Here is a 20,676-nt window from a genome sequence, read left to right on the forward strand (position 1 = left end):
TCTACATTGCGTCTACATGAAAATTTCGAGGTTTTTTGGATTTTAATGTAACTCTTTGATTCTAATGGTGGCCAGAGGCAGAATCGAACTGCCGACACGAGGATTTTCAGTCCTCTGCTCTACCGACTGAGCTATCTGGCCGCGTCAAGAGGTTGCTATTAAACTCCTTGTTGGGTTTGAAGTCAATAGAATTATTTATAAATTTTCAAAATTATTTAAGCTGTTGAAAAGATACTCATTAAGTTGATTAATTTGATGTCTAGTTGGATTTTTATTTAGTAGCCTAACGGCTTAAATGTTTTAGTGCCTGGTAATAACAAACAGCAATTTGCGCCCCCAATAGGGCATTATTTCTAATTAGTTCTATATTGGCACGCAGGCTTTCACCGGCAGTTAGTTCATTGATTCGTTGCAGAAGGAAGGGAGTAATGGATTTTCCTTGCAATCCTTTGGCTTCTTCTCTTGCCTGTTCAATGACTGGTTTGATCTGTGCCTCAGGAATTTCCGCTACTCTGGGAATGGGGTTGGCTACAACCACGCCGTTTCTCATTCCTAACTGGTGCTGATAATGAAGCAAGTCAGCAATTTCCTGTGGTTCATCCAGGCGGTGAACCAGGGGAAGGCCGCTGGAGTGGCTATAGAAAGCGGGGAATTCATTGGTACGGTAACCTACAACCGGAACCCCATAGCTTTCCAGCTTTTCCAGTGTTTTGGGTAAGTCGAGTATCGATTTGGCTCCTGAGCAGACCACCGTAACCGGGGTTGTAGACAATTCAATAAGATCGGCGGAGATATCAAAATTCTCAATAACATGTTGATGTACCCCGCCAATCCCTCCGGTTACAAAGATGGATAAACCAGCGAGATGGGCACAAAACATTGTGGCAGCCACTGTGGTGCTGGCAGTCAGTTTTTTACTGAGGACTAAGGCAATATCACTTCTTGACGCCTTCATTGTCTGCGGCGAGTGCGCAAGTTCCTCCATGAGCGAATCGCTGGTACCAATATGAATGCGGCCCCCATGCAGGGCAATGGTGGCCGGAATGGCGCCAAGCGAGCGAATGGTCTCTTCAATGATTCGCGCTGTTTCCAGATTTTCAGGATAGGGCATGCCGTGTGAAATTAATGTCGATTCCAACACAACCACCGGTTCATTAGTAATAATGGCCTCAGCCACCTCCGGGTTAATCTGTAACAGCTCATGAAACATATTATTCATTCTCTTCTGGAGTATAACCTGCCGGTTTTTCCGATCCTTCCCCAAATAAAAACTTGTCCATTTCATGCGTTAAAAATTCCCGCGCCTTGGGATCAATTAAACTCAATCGGTATTCATTAATTAGCATGGTCTGATGGGCAAGCCACATGTTCCATGCCTGTTTGCAAATATTATTGAATATTTTTTCGCCCAGTGTGCCGGGAAATGGTTTTCTGTCCAGGCCTTCGGCCTCCTTTTTTAGTTTTAAACAATACACTTGGTGAGTCATTAGCAAAATTCCAGATTTACAAGTTTTATAAATACCTGACAAGAAATTTTATTGACAACAAAGGCCATTTTTTTCTCAAAGCGGCCCTCTGTTATCGTACAATATCTGTCAGCGAACCCGTGTCAGTGTAACAATATCACGCTCAATCAGCACGGCATTTTACCTGGGCCAGCATAATATGCTGTGAAAGCAATTGTTCCTGATCTGGCGAAAGCGTATCAAACTGGACTGCAGTTCGATACAAATCGTCGCTTAAATATTGGCTGTACACACAGATGGCATCCACTACGATAGGTACCATCTTGGGTTTAGTATAAATTACCAGCTTTAAAAGGGTCTTCTCCTTAATCCGTTCTTTTGTTTTGAATGCCATGCCGCCCAAGCTGATATTCACTTTACGCAAATGAATTTTATCGCCCATAAGTAAATGGCGGGCAAGATAATCAATTTTGGCGTTTAGTAAATTGAGATAGTGGGTTAGTGCTGGTTCTTTCAGCGCTAATGACTGCGTCAGTTCGGCTAATTCATAGTCGATTGTCTGAAAGTATTGAGTAGTCTCCAGAAAACGCTGGCCATTTTGCCCCAGTAACTCTTCAGTCAGGGATTTATCAGAAACAAGGCTTCCCGGCTGAAGAATCTTGTAATCAAAATAGACCTGATCATCAATTCTGAAATGTTGTCTTCGTTCATGTACGGGCATAATTACTCCAAATCCATTTTAAGTTAAGCACAGACATAGTTAAACAGAAACTTCAATTGTAGGATCCTCGGGTTTATCATTTAATGTACCATCGGTTGGTTGAATGATCATTGTCGGCGCTCTTGCATCACTCACAAGCTCTCGCTGTACTTGTTGATCTTCCCTCAAAACTTCTACTAGGCTAACGGGCAGCACCTCCAGGTCTTCATCGTCATCACTGAGCACATCAACTACGGGAACCACCGGCATTACCGGTGCAGGTAAGGGTTGGCTGAACTGAAGCAGGGCAGCAGCTGAGCGATCACTGATTTCCTGGCTTCGTGCAACTGCTTCGGTATGATTTGTGGCAAGACCCGCAGCCTGCACACAGTCAGTCAGATAACTTATAAATGCCGCGGAGTTCACTCTGTTTTTAAGAATTGCTTCCTGCAGCACTTTATTAAATTCACTGACACGATCCAGTCTGACTGCTGCATTAAAGGCAGCATTGAGATTACCGGGTCTGTCCAGGGGTGGAATCATCCCCTGCAATTTCTGCTGCATATCAAACTGCAGCTTTTTCATTACATGCATGCCAAAGCCTTTATTCTCAGTACCATTAATCGCATCCTGAATCTCTCTCTGGGAGGCTTGCATGGCTTGAATCTTCTGATCGGCAGGTATGTGGCTGGCCATAATACGATGGTAATTGGTCACGCTGGTCAATATTGTTTCTTTATTACCATCCTCATAGGCTGGACTAATAGCGCGTAAGTCGCGAATATCCAGATAGTTTTTATCATGTGCATAAGCAGCCTGCGCCTCCGGATGCAGCATTTTTTCATTAAGATTGGCTAAATCGGCCCTGCTGATAACCAGCTGACGATTTCCACGTAAAGCTAAAGAGGCACCCGCTCCCTGACGCTGGAGAAAGTTGACCATATCAGGAGACAAGTCCTTTCCAAAGGTGAGCATTACTCTGCCCCCGTCTATGGCTTCGATGGTTTTAACCGGGTTATTTTGCCTGGTTGTCCAGGGGTGTTTATAAGGTCTTCCCTGTGAAGTAAACAGCACCGGGTTATGAAGGAGTTTCTCAAGGATCAACCCTTGTCTAAGCTCTGGGCGGCTAATGTGTGCCGGATTATGCCGGGGAAGAACACTGTCAATTTTTCTAATCCGTTCTGACATGACAGTACGCAATTCGTTTGCATCCTTTTTGAGGGCTGTCACATCTTTTAATTCTTTTTCAGCTGTCTTGCGCTGGATTGTTGTCAGATCGCGACGTTGCAAAAGCCGGTTCAACTGTTGCTCCCTGATGCTGTGTTGCCAGGCAACACGATCGGCATATTGCAGCAGTAAGGCGCTCTGGTTTTTCAGTTGTTCGAGACTGTCAAATTTTGCATTAAAGGAGGAGTCCTCTATGAGTGTTCGATTTCTTCCCTGTCCATGCCTCGTGTGTTTGACAAGGGTTTCAATCGGTTGCATGCTGAGCCTTGAGTCCAGTCCCAGCTTGTCTTTGCTCATAATAACCTGGTCAAACACAAAAAGACTTCGCGCATTGCGCAATGCTTTATTCTGATTATATCCGCCTATCGCGTCTGTATCGCTGCATAAATAGAAAAGACCGAGAGAAGGGCCAAAATCGTCTATATATTCATTGGGTTGCAGACCAGCGCCCACTGGATTAAGTGTTGAATAATGCTCGTAGGTTTTACTCGACCCGAAAGAGGAAAACGTTTTTCCTTTAGCGAAATCTTTAAGTAATCTAATATTGTCAAATGGCACAAACAGAGCAGGTTGGCCATTATGCGTCATCGTGGTGGCGCGGGTTGTATCCAGTCCGAGCATCCGGGATACGTTTAAAGCCATTGCCTCCCGTTGAACTTCTGCAATTTCTCCATGCTTAGGCAGTTTGATAATTGCCTCAGTACCCAATTTAAAATTCCCTCTGGCTGCTGTGTAAGTTGCGCGGTTTACTGGGTTTCCATCCCTTAAATTACCCAATTGCTGTCTGACAGTGGCCAGACTGACCAGGGATACTTTTTCAGTGACCCCGCCAGCACTTTCCGCCAGTTCACAGTAAGTTGCCGAACCTCCGACTTCATCTGGAACCCTGATTAATTTCAGGTTGTTTATCTTGTCGAGATCTCTCATCATGTCCAGGCGCTCTTTGTCTTTATTGTTCTCAGGAGAACCTGCTGTCTGCGTTTTCATCCGTTTTTCTAATTGGGCAATGACGGATTTTACATGGGCATCATTAGCCGCTCTAAAAGGGTGGTCCCGGTGAAGAAACTGCTTGATGATGGGCTCTAGCTTTGCCCGGGCAGCTGCTTTTAATTGGGTTAACTCCAGGGTGTCTGGCGTAGCCACGGTATTGCGATTATAGTAATCGTTCTGCGGCAGGGCGCTTAGCCGGTCGTCCCTGCGCCAGAATTCAATTCGCCTGCGTAGTCCGCCAGCATTATAGCCGGCAGGTCTTGGCGGGCTTCCATCGGCAAATTTTACATTTTTAAGCAGAATGTCTTTGAGGCGTCCCCACTGGCCGGCGGAATTTTCGACGGTGGTATAATCGATTACGCCCACGCCATGAGCTTCAATGGATTCAAGGGCTGTATCAAGATCTCGGTACGGCGCTAATTGTTCAGCGGAAATGTCAATCCCTTTATTCACGCTGATTTCTTTTAAGAAGCGGATCATTATGCGATTTTTTTGTGTAGGGTCCATAACACACAAGTTTCCTCTAAGATTTCTTAATTTAAATATAGTCGGTGAAATTCAAGGCGTGTGCCATAAATACAAAAAAGTTCTACACTGTATACAAATAGTTATGAAAACGAGCAATCATGCCGCAGAGTCAAGCCCAAATACGTGAGTTGCTAAAACAGCCAAAAGTACCGGTGGATGAAATTATTTCGGAGTTGTCTGACTGGCAATTTCATGATCTTGCCCTCTTCTATACGCATAGCCAAACCCAAAAAAATGTTTTGGACATGCCCATCTTTGATCGCTTATGGCGTGCGCATAGAGAAAAGATAAGCCTGGCCGACTCACCCGACTTTAAACTGAAAAAGCAAATTGGCTTTTCAGATCGGGAGCTGGTTCTGGGTTTTGGATTATATTACTCCGCCATGAGTTTTAAAAAACAATATCAGCAAAAGTCATTGCCTAAATATGAAGAAGCTTTTCTTAAATATTTAAAATTGGCGATGCAATATGGTTCGATTCAGGCATTTCGTATTGCTTTGACTAAATTGCAAGTGGAAGTGAGTAATGAAAAGTCAAGTGTTCAGGATTTAGTAGATAATGTTGGCAAGGTTTTAATCAATTGGAAGCCGGTTTTGCTTAAACATAGAACCCCAGGGGCTTTATTATTAGCGAGTGGATTTCACTTTTTTGCACGCAAACTGATAGAAAAGCAAGGAAGTGCAGCGCAGATCATGGCCGCTTATCAAAGTCTTTGGGAGCAACTGCATTTAGCCCAATTATGCCTTGATAGTTCTGATGACGCGATAAATAATGCTTATCTTTGCATGGGACTGGGTTTATCCAATGCTTATGATCTTCCTGCCATTGAAATCATGAAGAAAGCTGTCCGCGAGGAATCTGAAACATTCATGTCGGTTAGACAACGGGAGCAAATGGAGATTATCGCGGCTTCAACCTTTGATACAAAGTTGCAGATAGTCAGGCTAAAAGCACCGGCGTTTAGTCTGGGGAGTTCAAATAGTGAACATACAAAAACCATCAAGGAGTCATTCAAAAATATAATTTCAGGACCAGGAAGATCCTGAGGCTATCTTGGCAGCCAAATTTTAACTACAATGTTTCTTTTTATAAAGAAAACTACCTATGTTCAAACCCCTAGCGCTTTATATCGGATTACGTTATACGCGTGCCAAGAAAAAGAATCACTTTGTATCATTCATCTCCCTAAGCTCCATGCTGGGTATTGGTCTGGGAGTCATGGTTCTGATTACTGTGCTATCGGTGATGAATGGTTTTGATGTTGAAATTCATCGGCGTTTTTTTGGCATGGCTCCTGAAATTACCGTCACCGGACGAGATGGGAAAATCAGCGACTGGCCCTCTTTGGAAAAAGAGTTAACCCAAATTCCAGGCATTAAAGCTGTCGTTCCATTTGTGGGAGGGCAGGGCTTATTAACGAATGAAGGCCAGGTGTTACCGATTATTTTAACCGGTGTCGATCCGGAGCTGGAGGAAAAAGTCAGCCATATCAAAGAAAAAATGCTGATTGGCGATATGAAAAATCTAAAAAATTTTGGCATTATTCTTGGACGGGGTTTGGCCGATAGTCTCGGGGTAATGATCGGGGATAAAGTTACGATTATGATTCCACAAGCCACAGTAACCCCGGCGGGAATGGTGCCGCGTTTCAAGCGTTTCACTGTAGCAGGGGTATTTTCGGCGGGAAATGGCTTTAATTTTGATAGTAAACTGGCATTTATCAACTTGAATGATGCGCAAAAACTCATGCAGCTTGGTAATGATGTTACCGGGCTTAAGATGAAAATCAATAATATTTATAATGCGCCTAAACTGTCAGAAGTAATCGCTGCAAAACTTGGGGAAGAGTATCAGGTCGGCAATTGGACTGACCAGTTTGGTGCCTTTTTTGATGCAGTTAAAATGGAAAAGACAATGATGTTCCTTATCCTTTTACTGATTATCGGCGTGGCGGCATTTAATCTGGTCTCTTCACTGGTGATGGTTGTGAACGATAAACAATCAGAAATTGCCATCCTGAGAACCATCGGGGCTACGCCCGGTATTATTCTATGGACATTTATTGTTCAGGGAATGCTTGTGGGTGTGATTGGAACTTTGATAGGACTTGTAGGCGGTATTATTCTTGCAAGCAATGCCACGGCGATTGTGAACTGGCTGCAGGCCTTTTTCGATACCCGTGTTCTGTCTTCCAGCATCTATTTTGTGGATTACCTTCCTTCGAAAATTATGCTAAGTGATTTAGTTAAAATTTGCGCTGCTGCTTTGACAATGAGTTTTCTGGCTACTATTTATCCTGCCTGGCGCGCTTCAAAAACAGTGATTGCGGAGGCACTTCATTATGAGTAAGACCAGTTTATCCTGCACTAATTTAAGCAAATCCTATCATGACGGTACTTCAACGGTTGATGTGTTGAAGGGTGTGAATTTGAGTGTGGAACAGGGAGAAAGCCTGGCTATTATTGGCCCATCTGGCTCAGGAAAAAGTACATTGCTCCATTTGCTGGGAGGCTTGGACAAGCCAAGCGGAGGGGATGTGATGATTGATCGACAAAACTGGCAAAGCCTTTCTGAGAAGCAGCGTTGCCGCTTACGCAATCAAAATCTGGGATTTGTCTATCAGTTTCACCATTTATTGCCCGAGTTTACTGCATTGGAGAATGTTGCTATGACGCTCCTGCTTGGGGATAAATCAGTTGCTGAAGCAGAGTCTCTGGCTCATTCCATGCTTGAAAAAGTGGGCTTGCAGCATCGACTAACGCATAAGCCCTCACAGCTTTCTGGCGGTGAGCGGCAGCGTGTCGCGATCGCCAGAGCACTTGTGCATAAGCCACGTTTTGTACTGGCGGATGAGCCTACAGGTAATCTGGATCAGGAGACAGCCACAAGAATATTTGAACTGATGCTTGAACTTAATCAGTCATTAAATACTGCGCTGGTGATTGTGACCCATGATCAGCAGCTGGCCTCCAGAATGAATAGGGTGAAGACAATCCAGGATGGGGTGTTGGCTTAATCGCTTAGAACCGCGACATCACAGCTATTCGACTCCCGCAACGAAGACCATCGAATCCCCGCGGCTGCGACCAATGAATCCCCGCGGCTAAGACTAATGAATCCTCGCGGCTGCGACCAATGAATCCCCGCGGCTTCGACCGCGGGGCCCACACGAAGCTATTTAGGGTATCAGTTTTGCCGATTAAGAATAATTTTTGAAAGACATTCTGTTGACTGCCTTTTCAGCCTCTATTGGTCGGCGACATTGAAAACTCATCAGAGGAGCATTTTCTACCAACAGAGATGGTCCCCGCGGTCGAAGCCGCGGGGATTCGGTTGGTGTCGCCGGGATTCGGGTTGGTGTCGCCGGGATTCGGGTTGGTGTCGCCGGGATTCGGGTTGGTATCGCCGGGATTCGGCGTCGACCGCGGAGATTCGGGCGAGGAAATTAATAATTCGCATTACCAGGCGTACGTGGGAATGGAATAACGTCTCTAACGTTGCCGACCCCAGTCACATAACTGATTAAGCGTTCGAATCCAAGGCCATAGCCCGCGTGGGGCACTGTGCCGTAACGGCGCAAGTCGCGATACCAGTTATAATCCTCTTTATTCAGCCCGCATTCATCCATGCGCTGATCCAGTACCTCCAGGCGCTCTTCACGCTGGCTGCCGCCGATGATTTCACCAATGCCTGGTGCAAGAACATCCATGGCTGCGACTGTTCGGCCGTCATCATTAAGTCGCATGTAAAAGCCTTTAATCTCTTTGGGATAATCAGTAAGAATCACTGGTTTCTTGCAGAGCTCTTCCGCAATATAACGTTCGTGCTCTGATTGTAAGTCCAGCCCCCAGGAAACAGGGTAGTCAAAAGATTTGTCTGCTTTCTGCAATGCGCTAATGGCGTCAGTATAAGACATTATTTCAAACTCAGACTCTGCAATATTTTCCAGACGTTCGATACAGCCAGGCGCTACAAACTGGTTGAAGAATTCCATATCGTCAGCGCGTTCATCAAGAACCACTTTACAAAGATAACGTAGCATTTCCTGGCTTAATGCAGCGATATCACTTAAGCCGGCAAATGCAATCTCTGGCTCAATCATCCAGAACTCTGCCAGATGGCGGCTGGTGTTTGAGTTTTCAGCTCGGAATGTCGGGCCAAAGGTGTAGACCTTCGACATCGCCAGACAATAGGCCTCTACGTTAAGCTGGCCTGAAACGGTCAGAAATGCTTCTCGCCCGAAAAAGTCTTTGGAAAAATCAATTTTTCCGTCCTGGTTTCGCGGCAAATTGGTGAGATCCAGGGTACTGACTCTAAACATTTCACCTGCGCCTTCGCAGTCGCTGGCGGTGATGATGGGGGTGTGAATCCAGAAATAACCGCGCTCATGGAAAAATCGATGGACAGCTTGAGCCAGGCAATGACGTATACGGGTTACTGCGCCGATTGTATTGGTGCGGGGACGAAGATGGGCTACTTCACGTAAAAACTCAAGCGTGTGCCTTTTCGCCTGGATAGGATAGCTTTCAGGGTTTTCAACCCAACCTGCTACTTCAAGATTTTCAACCTGGATCTCAAAGGATTGCCCTTTTCCTTGTGAGGTGACCAGTTTGCCAGTTGCGATAATGGCACATCCGGCTGTCAATTTTAAAATTTCAGTTTGGTAATTGGCCAAGCTTTCTGAAGCAACCAGCTGGATCGGGGCAAAGCAAGAGCCATCATGCACACTGATAAATGAGAGGCCCGCTTTGGAATCTCTGCGTGTTTTTACCCAGCCCCGCACGCAAACTGTCTCATCGACACTAATTTCACCGTCAAGGCATTGTTTTATCGTATAAACCTCTGTCATGATGTACTCCGAAAGCAAATAATAGACATATATAAATACAGTATCGTAAATTGTCTATGGTAAAAACAGAATAATATACCAAATAAAACAGACGGGGGAATCCATGTTGCGCTTCGGGATGATGTTTTTTATATTCATAAACGCAATTACAGCCACTGCAAAGGATACTGAACTGGAATTTTATCATCCATTTGAAGGAATAGAAGGTGTTCCTGCAGCGACAGTAGTATCAAGTTATGAAGGCGAATGCTGGCAGCAATCCCAGAAGATAAAACGCGAGGATGCCTGGCGCTGTGCTGCAGAGGGGAAGATTTTTGATCCTTGCTTTATAAAGCCCTTTGGAAAAAAATCATCGGCATTTTGTCCAGGCAGCCCCTGGAGCAAACAATCGGTCGAAATTAAGCTAAGAAATGCAGTTAATGAGTCGGCTCAGGCTGCTTTGGACATCTCCAGAACGTATCCCTGGGTAGTGGAATTAGCAAGCGGCGAAAAATGTCTGGCGGTCGATGAGGGTAGTATGTATGATGGAATGCCCGTTCATTATCAATGTGAACATCAGGGAATTTTGATGGGGCACCTGCAGCGTTGTAAAGCCGAATGGAGCATGCTGATGCATGAGCAGAATGGCAAGGTAGATACTGTCCCTATCGTCAAGGCATGGTTCTAAACTGGAAACTTCCTATAAAATTTAATTTTATTTATCAATGGCTCTCCAATCTATACTACACTTAGTAATAATAGAATAAGGGAGCTAAACTATGATTACTGTACCATTCCATACGCTGTTAATTGAGCAAGTTCTTGGGCTATATTTATTAATTGTTGCGCTGATCTTGATTGCCAGGGGGCCGTATTATCAGGAATTGATGAAAAGGGTAGGAACCAATAGCGGATGGATATTGGTTGGGGCTTCTTTCTCGCTGGTCTTTGGTTTGATAATGGTTGTTATTCATAATATCTGGGAATGGGATTATGAGCTGCTGGTCACTGTGATCGCCTGGCTCATTGTCGTTAAATCCATTCTATGGCTGGCATTTCCTGAAAGCATGCTGGGGATAGCGCAAAGGGTTTATTCTGGTGGATCCTATTATGTGATTATGGCGCTGGTCGGCATTCTTGGGGTTTTCCTGATTTCCCATGGATTCCAGGCGTTCAATGGTAACTTTCATATTATGAATTGGTAATGACGACTGCATTCTAGCCCGATTGCATGAAATCGGGCTGTTTCACAAGGTCAACCCTCTGGTGCTGCATTTTTAAAAGCAGCTAAACCAAGGCAATAAGCCTCTATCTCATTAATTAGCGGATATTCATCCATCGGAAAACCAAATCGTTTGGCGTTATACACTTGCGGGATCAGACATATATCTGCCAGACTCACTTCGTTGCCATAACAGTAGTGGTGTTTATGAGGTATGGCCGACAGCCGTCTCTCAAACGCATCAAAGCCTTCTTTTAACCAACGGTGATACCATTCGTGGATTTGGGCTTCATCGGCGCCAAACTGACTGCGTAACTGGTTTAGCACGCGCAGGTTGTTTAGTGGATGCATATCACAGGCAATCAGTAAAGCCAGGCTTCTTACCTGCGCCCGTCCAAAAGGCGTTGCTGGAAGAAGCGGCGGAGTAGGGGATATTTCATCCAGGTACTCAATAATCGCTAGTGACTGCGTGACAATATGTCCATGCTCATCCAGGGTTGGAACCAGACCTTGAGGATTAAGATTTAAATAATCTGGATGATGATGCTCACCGCCATTATTGACTAAATGTACCGCTATTCTTTCATAACTTATGTTTTTGATATTTAGTGCGATTCTGACCCGATAACTTGCTGTTGAGCGATAGTAATCATAAAGTTTCACAGTTCACCTTTCAATGGATAAGCTTGAACAACCTGGTCGATTGCGCCGAAGATAGATTGTTGCCGGTCATCGAGCATTTCAATTCGAATCCGGTCACCAAAGCGCATAAAAGGGGTTGATGGTTTCCCCTGTTCCAGTACTTCGAGCATGCGGCGCTCAGCAATACAGGATGAGCCCTTGCTTCGATCGGTATTTGATACGGTTCCTGAACCAATAATCGTTCCTGCCGCGAGATGCCTTGTTTTCGCTGCATGGGCGATAAGTTGAGGGAAAGAAAAGGTCATATCTGTTCCTGCATCGGGTTGTCCAAAAAGCAGGCCGTTAAGGTGACTTATAAGCGGCAAATGCAGGCGATTACCATCCCAGTACTGACCTAATTCATCAGGAGTGACTGCAAATGGCGAAAAACTGCTGGCAGGTTTGGATTGAAAAAAACCAAAGCTTTTTGCAATTTCATCCGGTATCAGATTTCTCAAAGAGACATCATTGACCAGCATAAGCAGTTTAATATGCTTTATCGCTGCTTCGGGTGTAATACCCATAGGAACATCGTCTGTGATAACTGCGACTTCCGCCTCAAAATCAATGCCATAGGCTTCATCACGTACTGGGATAGGATCTCTTGGGCCAAGAAAGGCATCAGAGCCTCCCTGATACATGAGTGGATCTGTCCAGAAGTTGGCAGGAAGCTCGGCACCACGCGCTTTTCTGACTAATTCCACATGATTTACATAAGCGCTGCCATCTGCCCATTGAAAAGCCCTGGGAAGAGGGGAGTGTAGATTGCGGGGGTCAAGAGGAAAAGCGTCTGCCAGCTTGTCTTCATTAAGCAGCTGGTACACTTCTCTGAGAGGCTCTTCCACCTGGGTCCATCGCTCCAGTGCATATTGCAGGGTTGATGCAATAGTACTTACCTGCACTGCCTGGGTTCCGTGCTGATTAACCACACAGAGAATACCGTCCCTGGAATCCGATTTGAGGCTGGCTAACTTCATAAGGGCTTTCCTTCACGCATGTTAACATTTTAATTAAGAAGCAGATAAAGTACCGCGGCGTATCTGATCGCGTTCAATCGCTTCAAATAAAGCCTGGAAGTTCCCTTCACCAAAGCCTTCATTGCCCTTACGCTGGATGATTTCAAAAAATACCGGTCCAAAGACGTTCTCGGTAAAAATCTGCAGCAGCAGGCCGCCGCTTTCTTCCCTTTCACCATCAATCAGAATTTTTTGTTCTTTTAATTTGGCAATAGGTTCACGATGCCAGGGTATTCTGCTATCTATCATCTCATAGTAAGTATCAGGAACATCCAAAAACTGCACCTGATGTTGGCGCAAGGCCTGCACGGTGTGGCAGATATCGTTGGTATTTAAAGCAATATGCTGAATGCCTTCGCCCCGATATTCATGCAGAAACTCTTCGATTTGTGATTGATCATCTTTGGATTCGTTAAGCGGAATCTTGATTTTGCCGCAGGGACTGCCCAATGCCCGGCTGATTAGGCCAGTCATTTGCCCTTTGATATTGAAAAAACGAATTTGAGAAAAATTAAATATTTCTTCATAAAACTGCGCCCATTTATCCATATTACCGCGGTAAACATTATGGGTTAAATGATCTATAAAGGTTAAACCTGTTCCCTCAGCATCCTCTACTTTGATGATGTTCCAATGATCGGTGTAGGGTTTTTGACTGTCATCAACAAAGTAAATCACACTACCGCCAATTGCCTGAATGCCTAATAAGCCATGATCGGCATGCTTACAATCCTGAAATGCAGTGGCACCATGCTGTAATGCATAGGCGTATGCTTTTTTAGCATCATTAACCCGAAAGCCCATTGCACAGGCGCCAGCGCCATGAGTTCTAGCATGCTCTTCCGCCTGACAGTTTTTCGCAGCATTAACAATAAATTGAATTTGTCCCTGCTGATAAAGGGTAATATCCTCAGTTTTATGGGTAGCAATTGCTGTAAATCCCATTTGCTCGAACTGTTTATGTAGCTGGCTGGGATTTTCCGCAGAAAATTCCAGAAAAGCGAAACCATCCAAACCGCAGGGATTGTGCTCTAAATGCTTATGATGCATATTAAACTCCTTGTTAATTGGTTGCGCACATATAAGGGTCTGTGAGAGCAGTGGAAAAAAGTTAGCAGACCCCGGTCTTCTCTTATGATTCTGCAAATTCAGGTTTCAGTTTAACTAGAAACAGACCGTCAGCTATTGCCAACAGGCTGGTATCTACCCGCTCATCCTGTCTAAGCAATTCATTGAGACGTCTTATTTCCCGGGTTTGCCCCCCGGTTTCCGAACTGTCAATGACTTTACCATCCCAAAAAACGTTGTCGATTGCAATAATCCCATTTGTTTTGACAAGTTTTAAAGCCATTTCATAGTAGTTAACATAATTGGTTTTATCGGCATCAATAAAAATAAAATCAAATTCGCGTTGATACCCATCATCAAGCAAAGCCTGCAGCGTATTAACTGCAGGGCCTAAGCGTAAATCAATTTTATCTGCCTGCCCTGATGCTTCCCAGAATGGATGTGCTTTATCGGTCCATTCCCTGCTAATGTCGCAGGTGATAACTTTTCCATACTCCGGTAAAGCCAAAGCCATTGCCAAAGCGCTGTAGCCGGTGAAAGTACCCACTTCCAGCACCTTGGTCGCGCCCAGCATTTTTAGTAAAAACTGCATGAATTGCGCTTGCTCAGGAGCCACTTGCATAGCAGCAAGCATCATGGTCGAGGTTTCATCCCGCAAGGCTTTCAATGCGGGATGTTCACGAAGCGAAACTGACAACATATAGTCGTACAGCTCAGGGGTGAGATTTAATTGTTTCATTCATTACCCTTTTCTGATTAAACTGCGAAGAAGGATATTATGCCAATTTTTCCTGAGCCATCGTATCGGCAATCACACTGGTTGGCTGGTTTTCTCTTTGTGAGCGGGAGAAAATTTCAAGCAGATGGCTGCGGATGCTGTCGATTTGCTGATTGACCTGCTCTTCGGGTGTATGGAGGTATTTACTGGCCGCGAAAATCAGGCCGCCCGCATTGATTACATAATCAGCAGCATAAAGAATACCTTTTTCATGCAGCAATTGACCATGATAGCTATGAGCGAGCTGGTTGTTAGCTGCACCGGCAATAATTGTTGTTTGTAATTGTCCAATGCTCATATCATTAATCACTGCACCAAGGGCGCAAGGGGCAAATACATCGCAGGGAAGTTTATGAATAATATCCGTTGGAACTGCTGTGGCGCCAAATTCTTTGACCGCTCGCTCAACGACTTCATGATTCACATCAGAAACACTAAGAATCGCACCTTGTTCATGAAGATGCCTGGCTAGTAAGAATCCAACATGTCCCAAACCCTGAACGGCTACATGCAGACCCGCTAAACTACCTTTACCCAGTTTAAATTCCACCGCAGCCTGAATACCTCTGAGCACGCCTTTTGCAGTAGACGGTGAAGGATCCCCATTATGGCTGGATAAACTGGCTACATGCCTTGTGTGCTGGGCAATGATATCCATATCGCGCAATTCTGTACCGCTATCCAGGGCTGTAATATAGCGTCCGCCCAAATCATTAACGAATTCGCCAAAGGAATGGAGATAGGCATCCCGATCATAATTCCCGGCTGGTTTAATAATAACGGCTTTGCCTCCTCCGAGCGGTAAATTGACAGAGGCGGCTTTGTAGCTCATTCCCCGGGCAAGACGCATGGCATCATAAATTGCGCTTTGTGTATTCGGGTATTCAATAAAACGGCAACCACCCAAAGCCGGGCCAAGCTTGGTGTTATGTATAGCCACCATTGCTTTCATCCCGGTTGCGGAGTCAACCTTAAAATGCACCTCTCCAAATCCATGTCCTAATGCGTACTCCAAAAAATCGTCATGAATGGGGGAGACAGGATCATTTTTTCTTATTGTTTCAACAGACATCATCTAAGGGCTCCAAGAAAAATCACGTGCACATGTTATAGACCCATTCGAGAACTAAATCAATGAAAAGTACAAATCAGTTTGTATCGTCGGCTTCTGTAAATACAATAACTCGTTCACAGAACCCTGGAACTTGGTATACACTAGGTCGGTTTGAGTGTATTGAATTTTCTGGCTCGAGACAGAAAAATACTTTGGAGAGTTATATGAAAAAAATTGTCGGGATACTCGCTTTTTCATTATTGAATCATGCTGCTCTTGCCTGCGGCTGCCAGGAGCAAGCGCCGCTTGATAAAGTTGTTTTTCAGGTGTCTGCCAAGCAATGGGTTACTACCCAATCTGCATTATTGACTGTCAATGTCAACGCCACTTTAAACAACGCTGATCTGGTGAAAGCCCGCGCAGATATTATGTCTAATTTAAGCAAAATAGCAGCAGGCGACTGGCATCTTACCCAATTTGATCGCTCACAGGATAGTTCTGGGCTGGAAAAGTTGTTTGTAGCAGCTCAAGTCAGAGTGCCTCAGACTAATTTGACGGATATTTATCAATTAGCGAAAGATGTAAGCAAACCGGGAGCGACTTATACTATTAATGGCGTTGATTTCACCCCGAGCCTTGAAGAAGTACAAACTGTCAAATCCCAATTAAGGGATAAACTTTATCAGTTAGTAAATGATGAGCTGGGTAGAATGAATAAAGTTTATACATCCCAGCAATATACGGTAAATAATTTATATGTTGTTGAGGGCGATAATCCAGTGCCTGTTCAGCCAAGAGCCTATCAGGCCAAGGAAATGAATACCATGGTTATGGGCGCAGCCGCAGCCCCTCTGACTGTTAGCAATGAATTGATTATGAGTGCTGTGGTTGAAGCAGGATCTAACAGACCGGTAAAGGTGTGCAATGCCGCTTCAAATCCATAATCATGTGATTGGCCATCGCGGGGCTGCCGGTTATGCCCCGGAAAATACCCAGGCCTCTTTTGACAAAGCGCTGGCTCTGGGGTGTACTGCCGTTGAATTCGATATCATGCTGACTGCTGATGGTGAGCCCTATGTTTTTCATGACGAAAATCTTAAAAGAACCACCAATGGACAGGGTGAGTTGGGACTGGTCAATGCTGACTATGTAAAAAACCTGGATGCCGGCAGCTGGTTTTCAAAACAGTATAAATCTGAAAAGGTTCTGCATTTTCGTGATTTGATTAAATGGCTGGTATTTTCAAATGTGACTGCCAATGTTGAAATAAAGCCCTATCCTGGCACTGCAGAACAAACCGCAATTACAGTTTTGTCTTATATTAATCGTTTTTGGCCTCAGTCAAGAGAAATGCCTCTGGTATCCAGTTTTGATTACAATGTCCTTTCCTTGTGCCGCAGTTTATCTCCAGAGTTACCCTTGGGTTTGCTCCTTGATCGCTGGGAAAAAGACTGGCTCAAAAAAGCTAAAGAGCTTCAGTGTTTTTCCATTCATATCAATAGGAGAGCATTGACTGCAGAGCGTGTTAAGGAAATTAAAGACCAGGGCTATCAATTGTATGTGTACACCGTCAATTGGAAGCGTCAGGCTAAAAAATTAATCGAATGGGGGGTTGATGCGGTGTTCAGCGACTACCCTGATTTACTATCATGAAAACGCTGTTAAGCTTGCTTTCACTTTATTTACTGAGCTGGAGTGTATGGGCTTCGCCTGTTGAAATTGTTTTTTGGCATTCGATGGCTGGCCATCTTGGCGACGAAGTCGAAAGCCTCGTGCAAGCATTTAATCAGAGTCAGGCTGATTATCGAATCAAGCCGGTTTACAAAGGTGAGTACACCGATTCGCTGACCAGTTTTGCTGCTGCATTTCGTGCCCGGAAACCGCCTGCGATTGTTCAGGTATTTGAAGTGGGCACCGCTACCATGTTATCGCCGGCCGGCATTCACAAACCCGTGGATGAATTAATGCGGGAACAGCAGATTGATTTCCCCCAGCAATATTTCCTGCCTTCTGTACTTACGTTTTATAGTGAGAAAGGTAAACTGCAGGCAATGCCATTCAATACGTCCGTTCCTGTTCTTTTTTACAATAAAACTGAACTGGCAGCAGTGGGTGTTTCGGAAGCCAATTTTCCAAAGACATGGGATGAGCTGGAAGTGATGCTTGACCGTTTGAAGCAGAAAGGACAAGTCTGTGGCTATACCAGTGCTTATCCTGCCTGGATCAACATTGAATCCTTTTCTGCCTTAAATGGACTTGCGTTAACGGATCCGGTAAAGGGTAATGCGATCTATAATAATGCTGCAGTATTAAACCACCTCAAGCGCCTGCAGCGCTGGCAGAAGCTAAATTATTTCGAATATGGAGGTAGAGCCAGTGATGCCACCGCATTATTTACCAGTGGCCGCTGTGCCTTATTCAGCCAATCTTCGGGTGCCTATAATAGTCTGGCTGAAATGCTTCAATTTCCGCTGGGGGTTGCAAGGCTTCCTATTGATTCGCAGATTGCAGCTGAAAGGCATAGCAATGTCGCTGGAGGAGCTGCTCTTTGGGCTGTTGCGGGACAATCCCCCGAGGTATATCGTGGAACTGCTTTGTTTTTTCAATTTATTGCACAGCCAAAAATACAAAAACAATGGCATTTGAACACCGGCTATATTCCGCTTGGGTTAAGCGGCATTTACTCTGAATTGGCCCGCGAGAGCCAGCACCCGGTTTTAACGCTGGCAGAGCAGGAACTCGGTACACCTCAGAATGAATATATGGGACATTACCAGGGGCCGCAAAATCAGATACGTGCGGCAAATGATGAAGCAATGGAAAGTATTTTTGCGGGCATCAAGACTCCAGAAAAAGCCTTGAACGATGCAGTGAACAGGGCTAATTATCTTCTGATTAGACATAAGCGTAATAACGATTCGGATTAATTTAAATCGTAATCAGGGAGGATTATTTCGATGGCAAGCTCATCCAGGGCAATGATATCCCTGCTCGGGAAATTCCCGCATTATCTGGCAAAGACAATTAAACAAAATCATCCCGTTAGCTGGACTGGTATTCTGCTTCATACAATGCGCTGGCTAGAGGCGCGATCTTCCCAGCTAATACTGCCTAATCCCGGCTTTAACCCCCAGGCGGGTAAATCGGTGGCAATTTATTGTGTCCATGGAACAGCTGATCGTGAGTTGTCCTTTTTAACAATGGCCAATCAATTAATAAAGTTAAAATTGCCCGAGTGTATCAAGCATATAGTTTTGGTTAATTTTAAAAACAGGGCAACAGGGGCGGGTATCGAAGAAGATTATCAGGAGCAGCTTTTGCAGCAGATTCTTGCAAATGGTGATGATCATGTGGTTGTAATGGGACATTCGCGAGGGGGCATAATTGCCAGTAGCTTTGCAGAGTTTTGTGCCGCAAAGAATAATATTAAAGTTGAAATGGTTGTGCCGATATGTGCACCTTTTGGCGGTTCCTATCTGGCCCTGGACGTTCTCGCCTATTTCTCAAAATCAGTTGAGGAAATGCAAATAGGGAGTGAATTTCTTGAACGCTTGAAAAAAGCGGTTGAACAATCTGATTATCGCTATTATTTTTTTGAGGCCGGTCGTGATTGGATAGTGCTGGAAGGTTGTGCAACGGTCTCTGGTTATAAGCATTCTGACGCCAATCAGAAACTTCCTGACCATGGCCATATTTCGATCATGACCTCCGGAACTTTAAGTCGAATTATTCACAGCCTGTTTAAAAAACATTTTGAAAAGACTGATTTTGCAAATATCAGAGATCAAAAACTGATTAACAATATGGTGAGTGAGCTTATTAAACAGGCTGAGCAGGAGCCCGAGAGGCCAAGCCCGGGATTGTTCGATTTCGAGGAGGAGGAGATCCTGGATCCAAAAATATTGGAGAAAATTTGCATGGATTCATCTGAAAGGATAGAAACCATTATGATTGGGGGCAATATGTTAATATTTCATCCTGACTACTATAAAATCACAAAAGAAGAGAAGGAGCCTGTTGAGAAACCAGGTTTATTTGATTTCTAATTATCTACTGTTTGTTTTTTTTCTGCTATTTTTAGAAAGATACTAACGCTGTGCGAGTTAAAACTGCCACTGTTAGCGGGCTGATTCCTGTTAAAAACTAAGGAAAGTAAAATGAAACATATTAATACCGATTCCAGTAATTTTATCAAACTTTTGGGTGAAAGAGCTGCTGCTGCACTGGATGGTCAAAATCTTTTAGAAATGGCACCCGATGAAGGCCGCAAGGCATTTAACAAGCTCATCGCTGCAGTTCCTGACAAGCTAAAGCCGATTGAGGTAAACACTGAAGACAGGCAAATTAATCTTGCTGATCGTCAGATTAAAGTCCGTATTTATAAACCGAATAAAGAGTCGAGCAATCTGCCTGCCTTGATTTATTGTCATGGGGGCGGATTTGTTTTTGGGGATCTGGAGTTTCTTGATTATACCTGCCGCTTTCTGAGTAAAGCAGCTAATTGCCTGGTGGTAGCAGTGGATTATCGAAGAGCGCCGGAGCATAAATTTCCGGCGGCACACAATGATTGCTATGATGTCATCCGCTATGTGCAAAAACATGCTCAGGAATTTGGTGGTAATGGAAAAGTGGCTATTGGCGGTGATAGCGCAGGCGGTAATATTGCAGCAAGCATTTGCCATCAAGCTAAAAAAAATAAAGACGTCAACATTTCCTTCCAGTTGCTTTATTATCCCTGGGTGGATTTAAACAATACGATGCCTTCCGATAAAACCTATGAGTCAGGTTACTTTCTGGAAACAGCCTCACTTCACTGGATGAGAAAGCAGTATCTAGGGAAACCGGAAGACGAAAAGAGTCCTGAGGCCAATCCACAGTTTCAGACCGATTTCAAAAATCTGCCGCCTGCTTTGGTGATTGCAGCCGAGTGTGATCCAATTCATGATGATGCCAAGCGCTATTATGAGAAGTTAGTGGAAGGGGGCAATAAGGCGCAGTTTATTGAGTTTGGGGGAATCCTGCATGATTTTTGCGCCCTGCCGTCCCATTATGAAGCGGCTTTACTGGCCTATGCTGCTTCTGGACAGGCATTGAAAGCAGCATTAGCCTAAGCATCGC

General features: G+C 44.6%; 20 protein-coding genes and 1 tRNA gene. 10 read left to right on the plus strand and 11 right to left on the minus strand.

What is annotated here, in order from left to right; genetic code table 11:
- Nucleotides 1–65: 65 nt before the first annotated feature.
- The 5 genes from DYH42_RS04860 to DYH42_RS04880 form a co-directional block, all read right to left on the minus strand.
- Nucleotides 66–141, minus strand: a tRNA-Phe gene (locus DYH42_RS04860).
- 142 nt (nucleotides 142–283) lie between these two features.
- The gene (locus DYH42_RS04865) at nucleotides 284–1,210 is read right to left on the minus strand and encodes a pseudouridine-5'-phosphate glycosidase (protein ID WP_058524972.1); all 927 of its coding nucleotides are present in this window, start codon (nucleotides 1,208–1,210) and stop codon (nucleotides 284–286) included.
- A gap of 1 nt (nucleotide 1,211) precedes the next feature.
- Nucleotides 1,212–1,487: an oxidative damage protection protein gene (locus DYH42_RS04870; RefSeq protein ID WP_058524673.1), complete on the minus strand. Its 276-nt coding sequence runs from the start codon at nucleotides 1,485–1,487 to the stop codon at nucleotides 1,212–1,214.
- 142 nt (nucleotides 1,488–1,629) lie between these two features.
- Nucleotides 1,630–2,187: a PilZ domain-containing protein gene (locus DYH42_RS04875; RefSeq protein ID WP_058524672.1), complete on the minus strand. Its 558-nt coding sequence runs from the start codon at nucleotides 2,185–2,187 to the stop codon at nucleotides 1,630–1,632.
- 39 nt (nucleotides 2,188–2,226) lie between these two features.
- Nucleotides 2,227–4,836 (minus strand): hypothetical protein, encoded by a 2,610-nt coding sequence (locus DYH42_RS04880; protein WP_131793006.1) that lies wholly within the window; start codon nucleotides 4,834–4,836, stop codon nucleotides 2,227–2,229.
- 173 nt (nucleotides 4,837–5,009) lie between these two features.
- Here DYH42_RS04880 and mesI point away from each other — a divergent pair, with 173 nt between their 5' ends.
- The 3 genes from mesI to lolD are packed head-to-tail and all read left to right on the plus strand — an operon-like array spanning nucleotide 5,010 to nucleotide 7,927.
- On the plus strand, nucleotides 5,010–5,957 hold the full coding sequence (gene mesI / locus DYH42_RS04885) for a Dot/Icm T4SS effector metaeffector MesI (protein WP_058524670.1): 948 nt from the start codon (nucleotides 5,010–5,012) through the stop codon (nucleotides 5,955–5,957).
- Nucleotides 5,958–6,015: 58 nt separating this feature from the next.
- Nucleotides 6,016–7,260 (plus strand): lipoprotein-releasing ABC transporter permease subunit, encoded by a 1,245-nt coding sequence (locus tag DYH42_RS04890; RefSeq protein ID WP_058524669.1) that lies wholly within the window; start codon nucleotides 6,016–6,018, stop codon nucleotides 7,258–7,260.
- Nucleotides 7,253–7,927 carry a lipoprotein-releasing ABC transporter ATP-binding protein LolD gene (gene lolD / locus DYH42_RS04895; protein WP_058524668.1) on the plus strand — a complete coding sequence of 225 codons (675 nt, stop codon included), beginning with the start codon at nucleotides 7,253–7,255 and terminating at the stop codon, nucleotides 7,925–7,927. Before DYH42_RS04890 ends, lolD begins: the two co-directional genes overlap by 8 nt.
- A gap of 429 nt (nucleotides 7,928–8,356) precedes the next feature.
- Here lolD and asnS read toward each other — a convergent pair whose 3' ends face one another.
- Complete coding sequence (gene asnS / locus DYH42_RS04900) at nucleotides 8,357–9,760, minus strand: asparagine--tRNA ligase (protein ID WP_058524667.1); 1,404 nt, start codon at nucleotides 9,758–9,760, stop codon at nucleotides 8,357–8,359.
- A 103-nt stretch (nucleotides 9,761–9,863) separates the two neighbouring features.
- On the opposite strand from asnS, the gene DYH42_RS04905 reads away from it, so the two are divergent.
- Together DYH42_RS04905 and DYH42_RS04910 are read left to right on the plus strand one after the other, a co-directional pair.
- Nucleotides 9,864–10,427 carry a hypothetical protein gene (locus DYH42_RS04905; protein WP_065232853.1) on the plus strand — a complete coding sequence of 188 codons (564 nt, stop codon included), beginning with the start codon at nucleotides 9,864–9,866 and terminating at the stop codon, nucleotides 10,425–10,427.
- A 91-nt stretch (nucleotides 10,428–10,518) separates the two neighbouring features.
- Complete coding sequence (locus DYH42_RS04910; protein WP_058524666.1) at nucleotides 10,519–10,944, plus strand: hypothetical protein; 426 nt, start codon at nucleotides 10,519–10,521, stop codon at nucleotides 10,942–10,944.
- Between the two features lie 50 nt (nucleotides 10,945–10,994).
- Here the strand turns inward: DYH42_RS04910 and maiA are convergent, their stop codons facing one another.
- The 5 genes from maiA to DYH42_RS04935 form a co-directional block, all read right to left on the minus strand.
- Nucleotides 10,995–11,624, minus strand: a complete 630-nt coding sequence (gene maiA / locus DYH42_RS04915; RefSeq protein WP_058524665.1) for a maleylacetoacetate isomerase — start codon at nucleotides 11,622–11,624, stop codon at nucleotides 10,995–10,997.
- A complete protein-coding gene (locus DYH42_RS04920; protein ID WP_058524664.1) occupies nucleotides 11,621–12,619 on the minus strand; it encodes a fumarylacetoacetate hydrolase family protein in 999 nt (332 codons plus the stop codon). The genes maiA and DYH42_RS04920 overlap by 4 nt, the downstream gene beginning before the upstream one ends.
- A 33-nt stretch (nucleotides 12,620–12,652) precedes the next feature.
- Nucleotides 12,653–13,708 carry a 4-hydroxyphenylpyruvate dioxygenase gene (gene hppD / locus DYH42_RS04925; RefSeq protein WP_058524663.1) on the minus strand — a complete coding sequence of 352 codons (1,056 nt, stop codon included), beginning with the start codon at nucleotides 13,706–13,708 and terminating at the stop codon, nucleotides 12,653–12,655.
- Between the two features lie 82 nt (nucleotides 13,709–13,790).
- Entirely contained in the window at nucleotides 13,791–14,465 is a 675-nt protein-coding gene (locus tag DYH42_RS04930; RefSeq protein ID WP_058524662.1) for a class I SAM-dependent methyltransferase, read from the minus strand.
- 37 nt (nucleotides 14,466–14,502) lie between these two features.
- On the minus strand, nucleotides 14,503–15,579 hold the full coding sequence (locus DYH42_RS04935) for a Leu/Phe/Val dehydrogenase (protein WP_058524661.1): 1,077 nt from the start codon (nucleotides 15,577–15,579) through the stop codon (nucleotides 14,503–14,505).
- 203 nt (nucleotides 15,580–15,782) lie between these two features.
- Between DYH42_RS04935 and DYH42_RS04940 the strand changes: the two genes are divergently transcribed.
- The 5 genes from DYH42_RS04940 to DYH42_RS04960 all read left to right on the plus strand — a co-directional run bounded on the left by DYH42_RS04940 (nucleotide 15,783) and on the right by DYH42_RS04960 (nucleotide 20,669).
- A complete protein-coding gene (locus tag DYH42_RS04940; protein WP_058524660.1) occupies nucleotides 15,783–16,502 on the plus strand; it encodes a hypothetical protein in 720 nt (239 codons plus the stop codon).
- A complete protein-coding gene (locus DYH42_RS04945) occupies nucleotides 16,483–17,211 on the plus strand; it encodes a glycerophosphoryl diester phosphodiesterase (RefSeq protein WP_058524659.1) in 729 nt (242 codons plus the stop codon). Before DYH42_RS04940 ends, DYH42_RS04945 begins: the two co-directional genes overlap by 20 nt.
- The gene (locus DYH42_RS04950) at nucleotides 17,208–18,485 is read left to right on the plus strand and encodes an extracellular solute-binding protein (RefSeq protein ID WP_058524658.1); all 1,278 of its coding nucleotides are present in this window, start codon (nucleotides 17,208–17,210) and stop codon (nucleotides 18,483–18,485) included. The genes DYH42_RS04945 and DYH42_RS04950 overlap by 4 nt, the downstream gene beginning before the upstream one ends.
- A 30-nt stretch (nucleotides 18,486–18,515) precedes the next feature.
- Nucleotides 18,516–19,604: a lipase family protein gene (locus DYH42_RS04955; protein WP_058524657.1), complete on the plus strand. Its 1,089-nt coding sequence runs from the start codon at nucleotides 18,516–18,518 to the stop codon at nucleotides 19,602–19,604.
- Between the two features lie 111 nt (nucleotides 19,605–19,715).
- Complete coding sequence (locus DYH42_RS04960) at nucleotides 19,716–20,669, plus strand: alpha/beta hydrolase (RefSeq protein WP_058524656.1); 954 nt, start codon at nucleotides 19,716–19,718, stop codon at nucleotides 20,667–20,669.
- Nucleotides 20,670–20,676: the final 7 nt, after the last annotated feature.

Origin of the sequence: Legionella birminghamensis (assembly GCF_900452515.1) — a bacterium.
Lineage (GTDB): Bacteria > Pseudomonadota > Gammaproteobacteria > Legionellales > Legionellaceae > Legionella_C > Legionella_C birminghamensis.

What these genes read in the sequence shown, in the direction of transcription:
- DYH42_RS04865 (WP_058524972.1), bottom strand. Translation starts at nt 1,210, where the DNA reads ATGTTTCATGAGCTGTTACAGATTAACCCGGAGGTGGCTGAGGCCATT.
- DYH42_RS04870 (WP_058524673.1), bottom strand. Translation starts at nt 1,487, where the DNA reads ATGACTCACCAAGTGTATTGTTTAAAACTAAAAAAGGAGGCCGAAGGC.
- DYH42_RS04875 (WP_058524672.1), bottom strand. Translation starts at nt 2,187, where the DNA reads ATGCCCGTACATGAACGAAGACAACATTTCAGAATTGATGATCAGGTC.
- mesI (WP_058524670.1), top strand. Translation starts at nt 5,010, where the DNA reads ATGCCGCAGAGTCAAGCCCAAATACGTGAGTTGCTAAAACAGCCAAAA.
- DYH42_RS04890 (WP_058524669.1), top strand. Translation starts at nt 6,016, where the DNA reads ATGTTCAAACCCCTAGCGCTTTATATCGGATTACGTTATACGCGTGCC.
- lolD (WP_058524668.1), top strand. Translation starts at nt 7,253, where the DNA reads ATGAGTAAGACCAGTTTATCCTGCACTAATTTAAGCAAATCCTATCAT.
- asnS (WP_058524667.1), bottom strand. Translation starts at nt 9,760, where the DNA reads ATGACAGAGGTTTATACGATAAAACAATGCCTTGACGGTGAAATTAGT.
- DYH42_RS04905 (WP_065232853.1), top strand. Translation starts at nt 9,864, where the DNA reads ATGTTGCGCTTCGGGATGATGTTTTTTATATTCATAAACGCAATTACA.
- DYH42_RS04910 (WP_058524666.1), top strand. Translation starts at nt 10,519, where the DNA reads ATGATTACTGTACCATTCCATACGCTGTTAATTGAGCAAGTTCTTGGG.
- DYH42_RS04920 (WP_058524664.1), bottom strand. Translation starts at nt 12,619, where the DNA reads ATGAAGTTAGCCAGCCTCAAATCGGATTCCAGGGACGGTATTCTCTGT.
- hppD (WP_058524663.1), bottom strand. Translation starts at nt 13,708, where the DNA reads ATGCATCATAAGCATTTAGAGCACAATCCCTGCGGTTTGGATGGTTTC.
- DYH42_RS04930 (WP_058524662.1), bottom strand. Translation starts at nt 14,465, where the DNA reads ATGAAACAATTAAATCTCACCCCTGAGCTGTACGACTATATGTTGTCA.
- DYH42_RS04935 (WP_058524661.1), bottom strand. Translation starts at nt 15,579, where the DNA reads ATGATGTCTGTTGAAACAATAAGAAAAAATGATCCTGTCTCCCCCATT.
- DYH42_RS04940 (WP_058524660.1), top strand. Translation starts at nt 15,783, where the DNA reads ATGAAAAAAATTGTCGGGATACTCGCTTTTTCATTATTGAATCATGCT.
- DYH42_RS04945 (WP_058524659.1), top strand. Translation starts at nt 16,483, where the DNA reads ATGCCGCTTCAAATCCATAATCATGTGATTGGCCATCGCGGGGCTGCC.
- DYH42_RS04950 (WP_058524658.1), top strand. Translation starts at nt 17,208, where the DNA reads ATGAAAACGCTGTTAAGCTTGCTTTCACTTTATTTACTGAGCTGGAGT.
- DYH42_RS04955 (WP_058524657.1), top strand. Translation starts at nt 18,516, where the DNA reads ATGGCAAGCTCATCCAGGGCAATGATATCCCTGCTCGGGAAATTCCCG.
- DYH42_RS04960 (WP_058524656.1), top strand. Translation starts at nt 19,716, where the DNA reads ATGAAACATATTAATACCGATTCCAGTAATTTTATCAAACTTTTGGGT.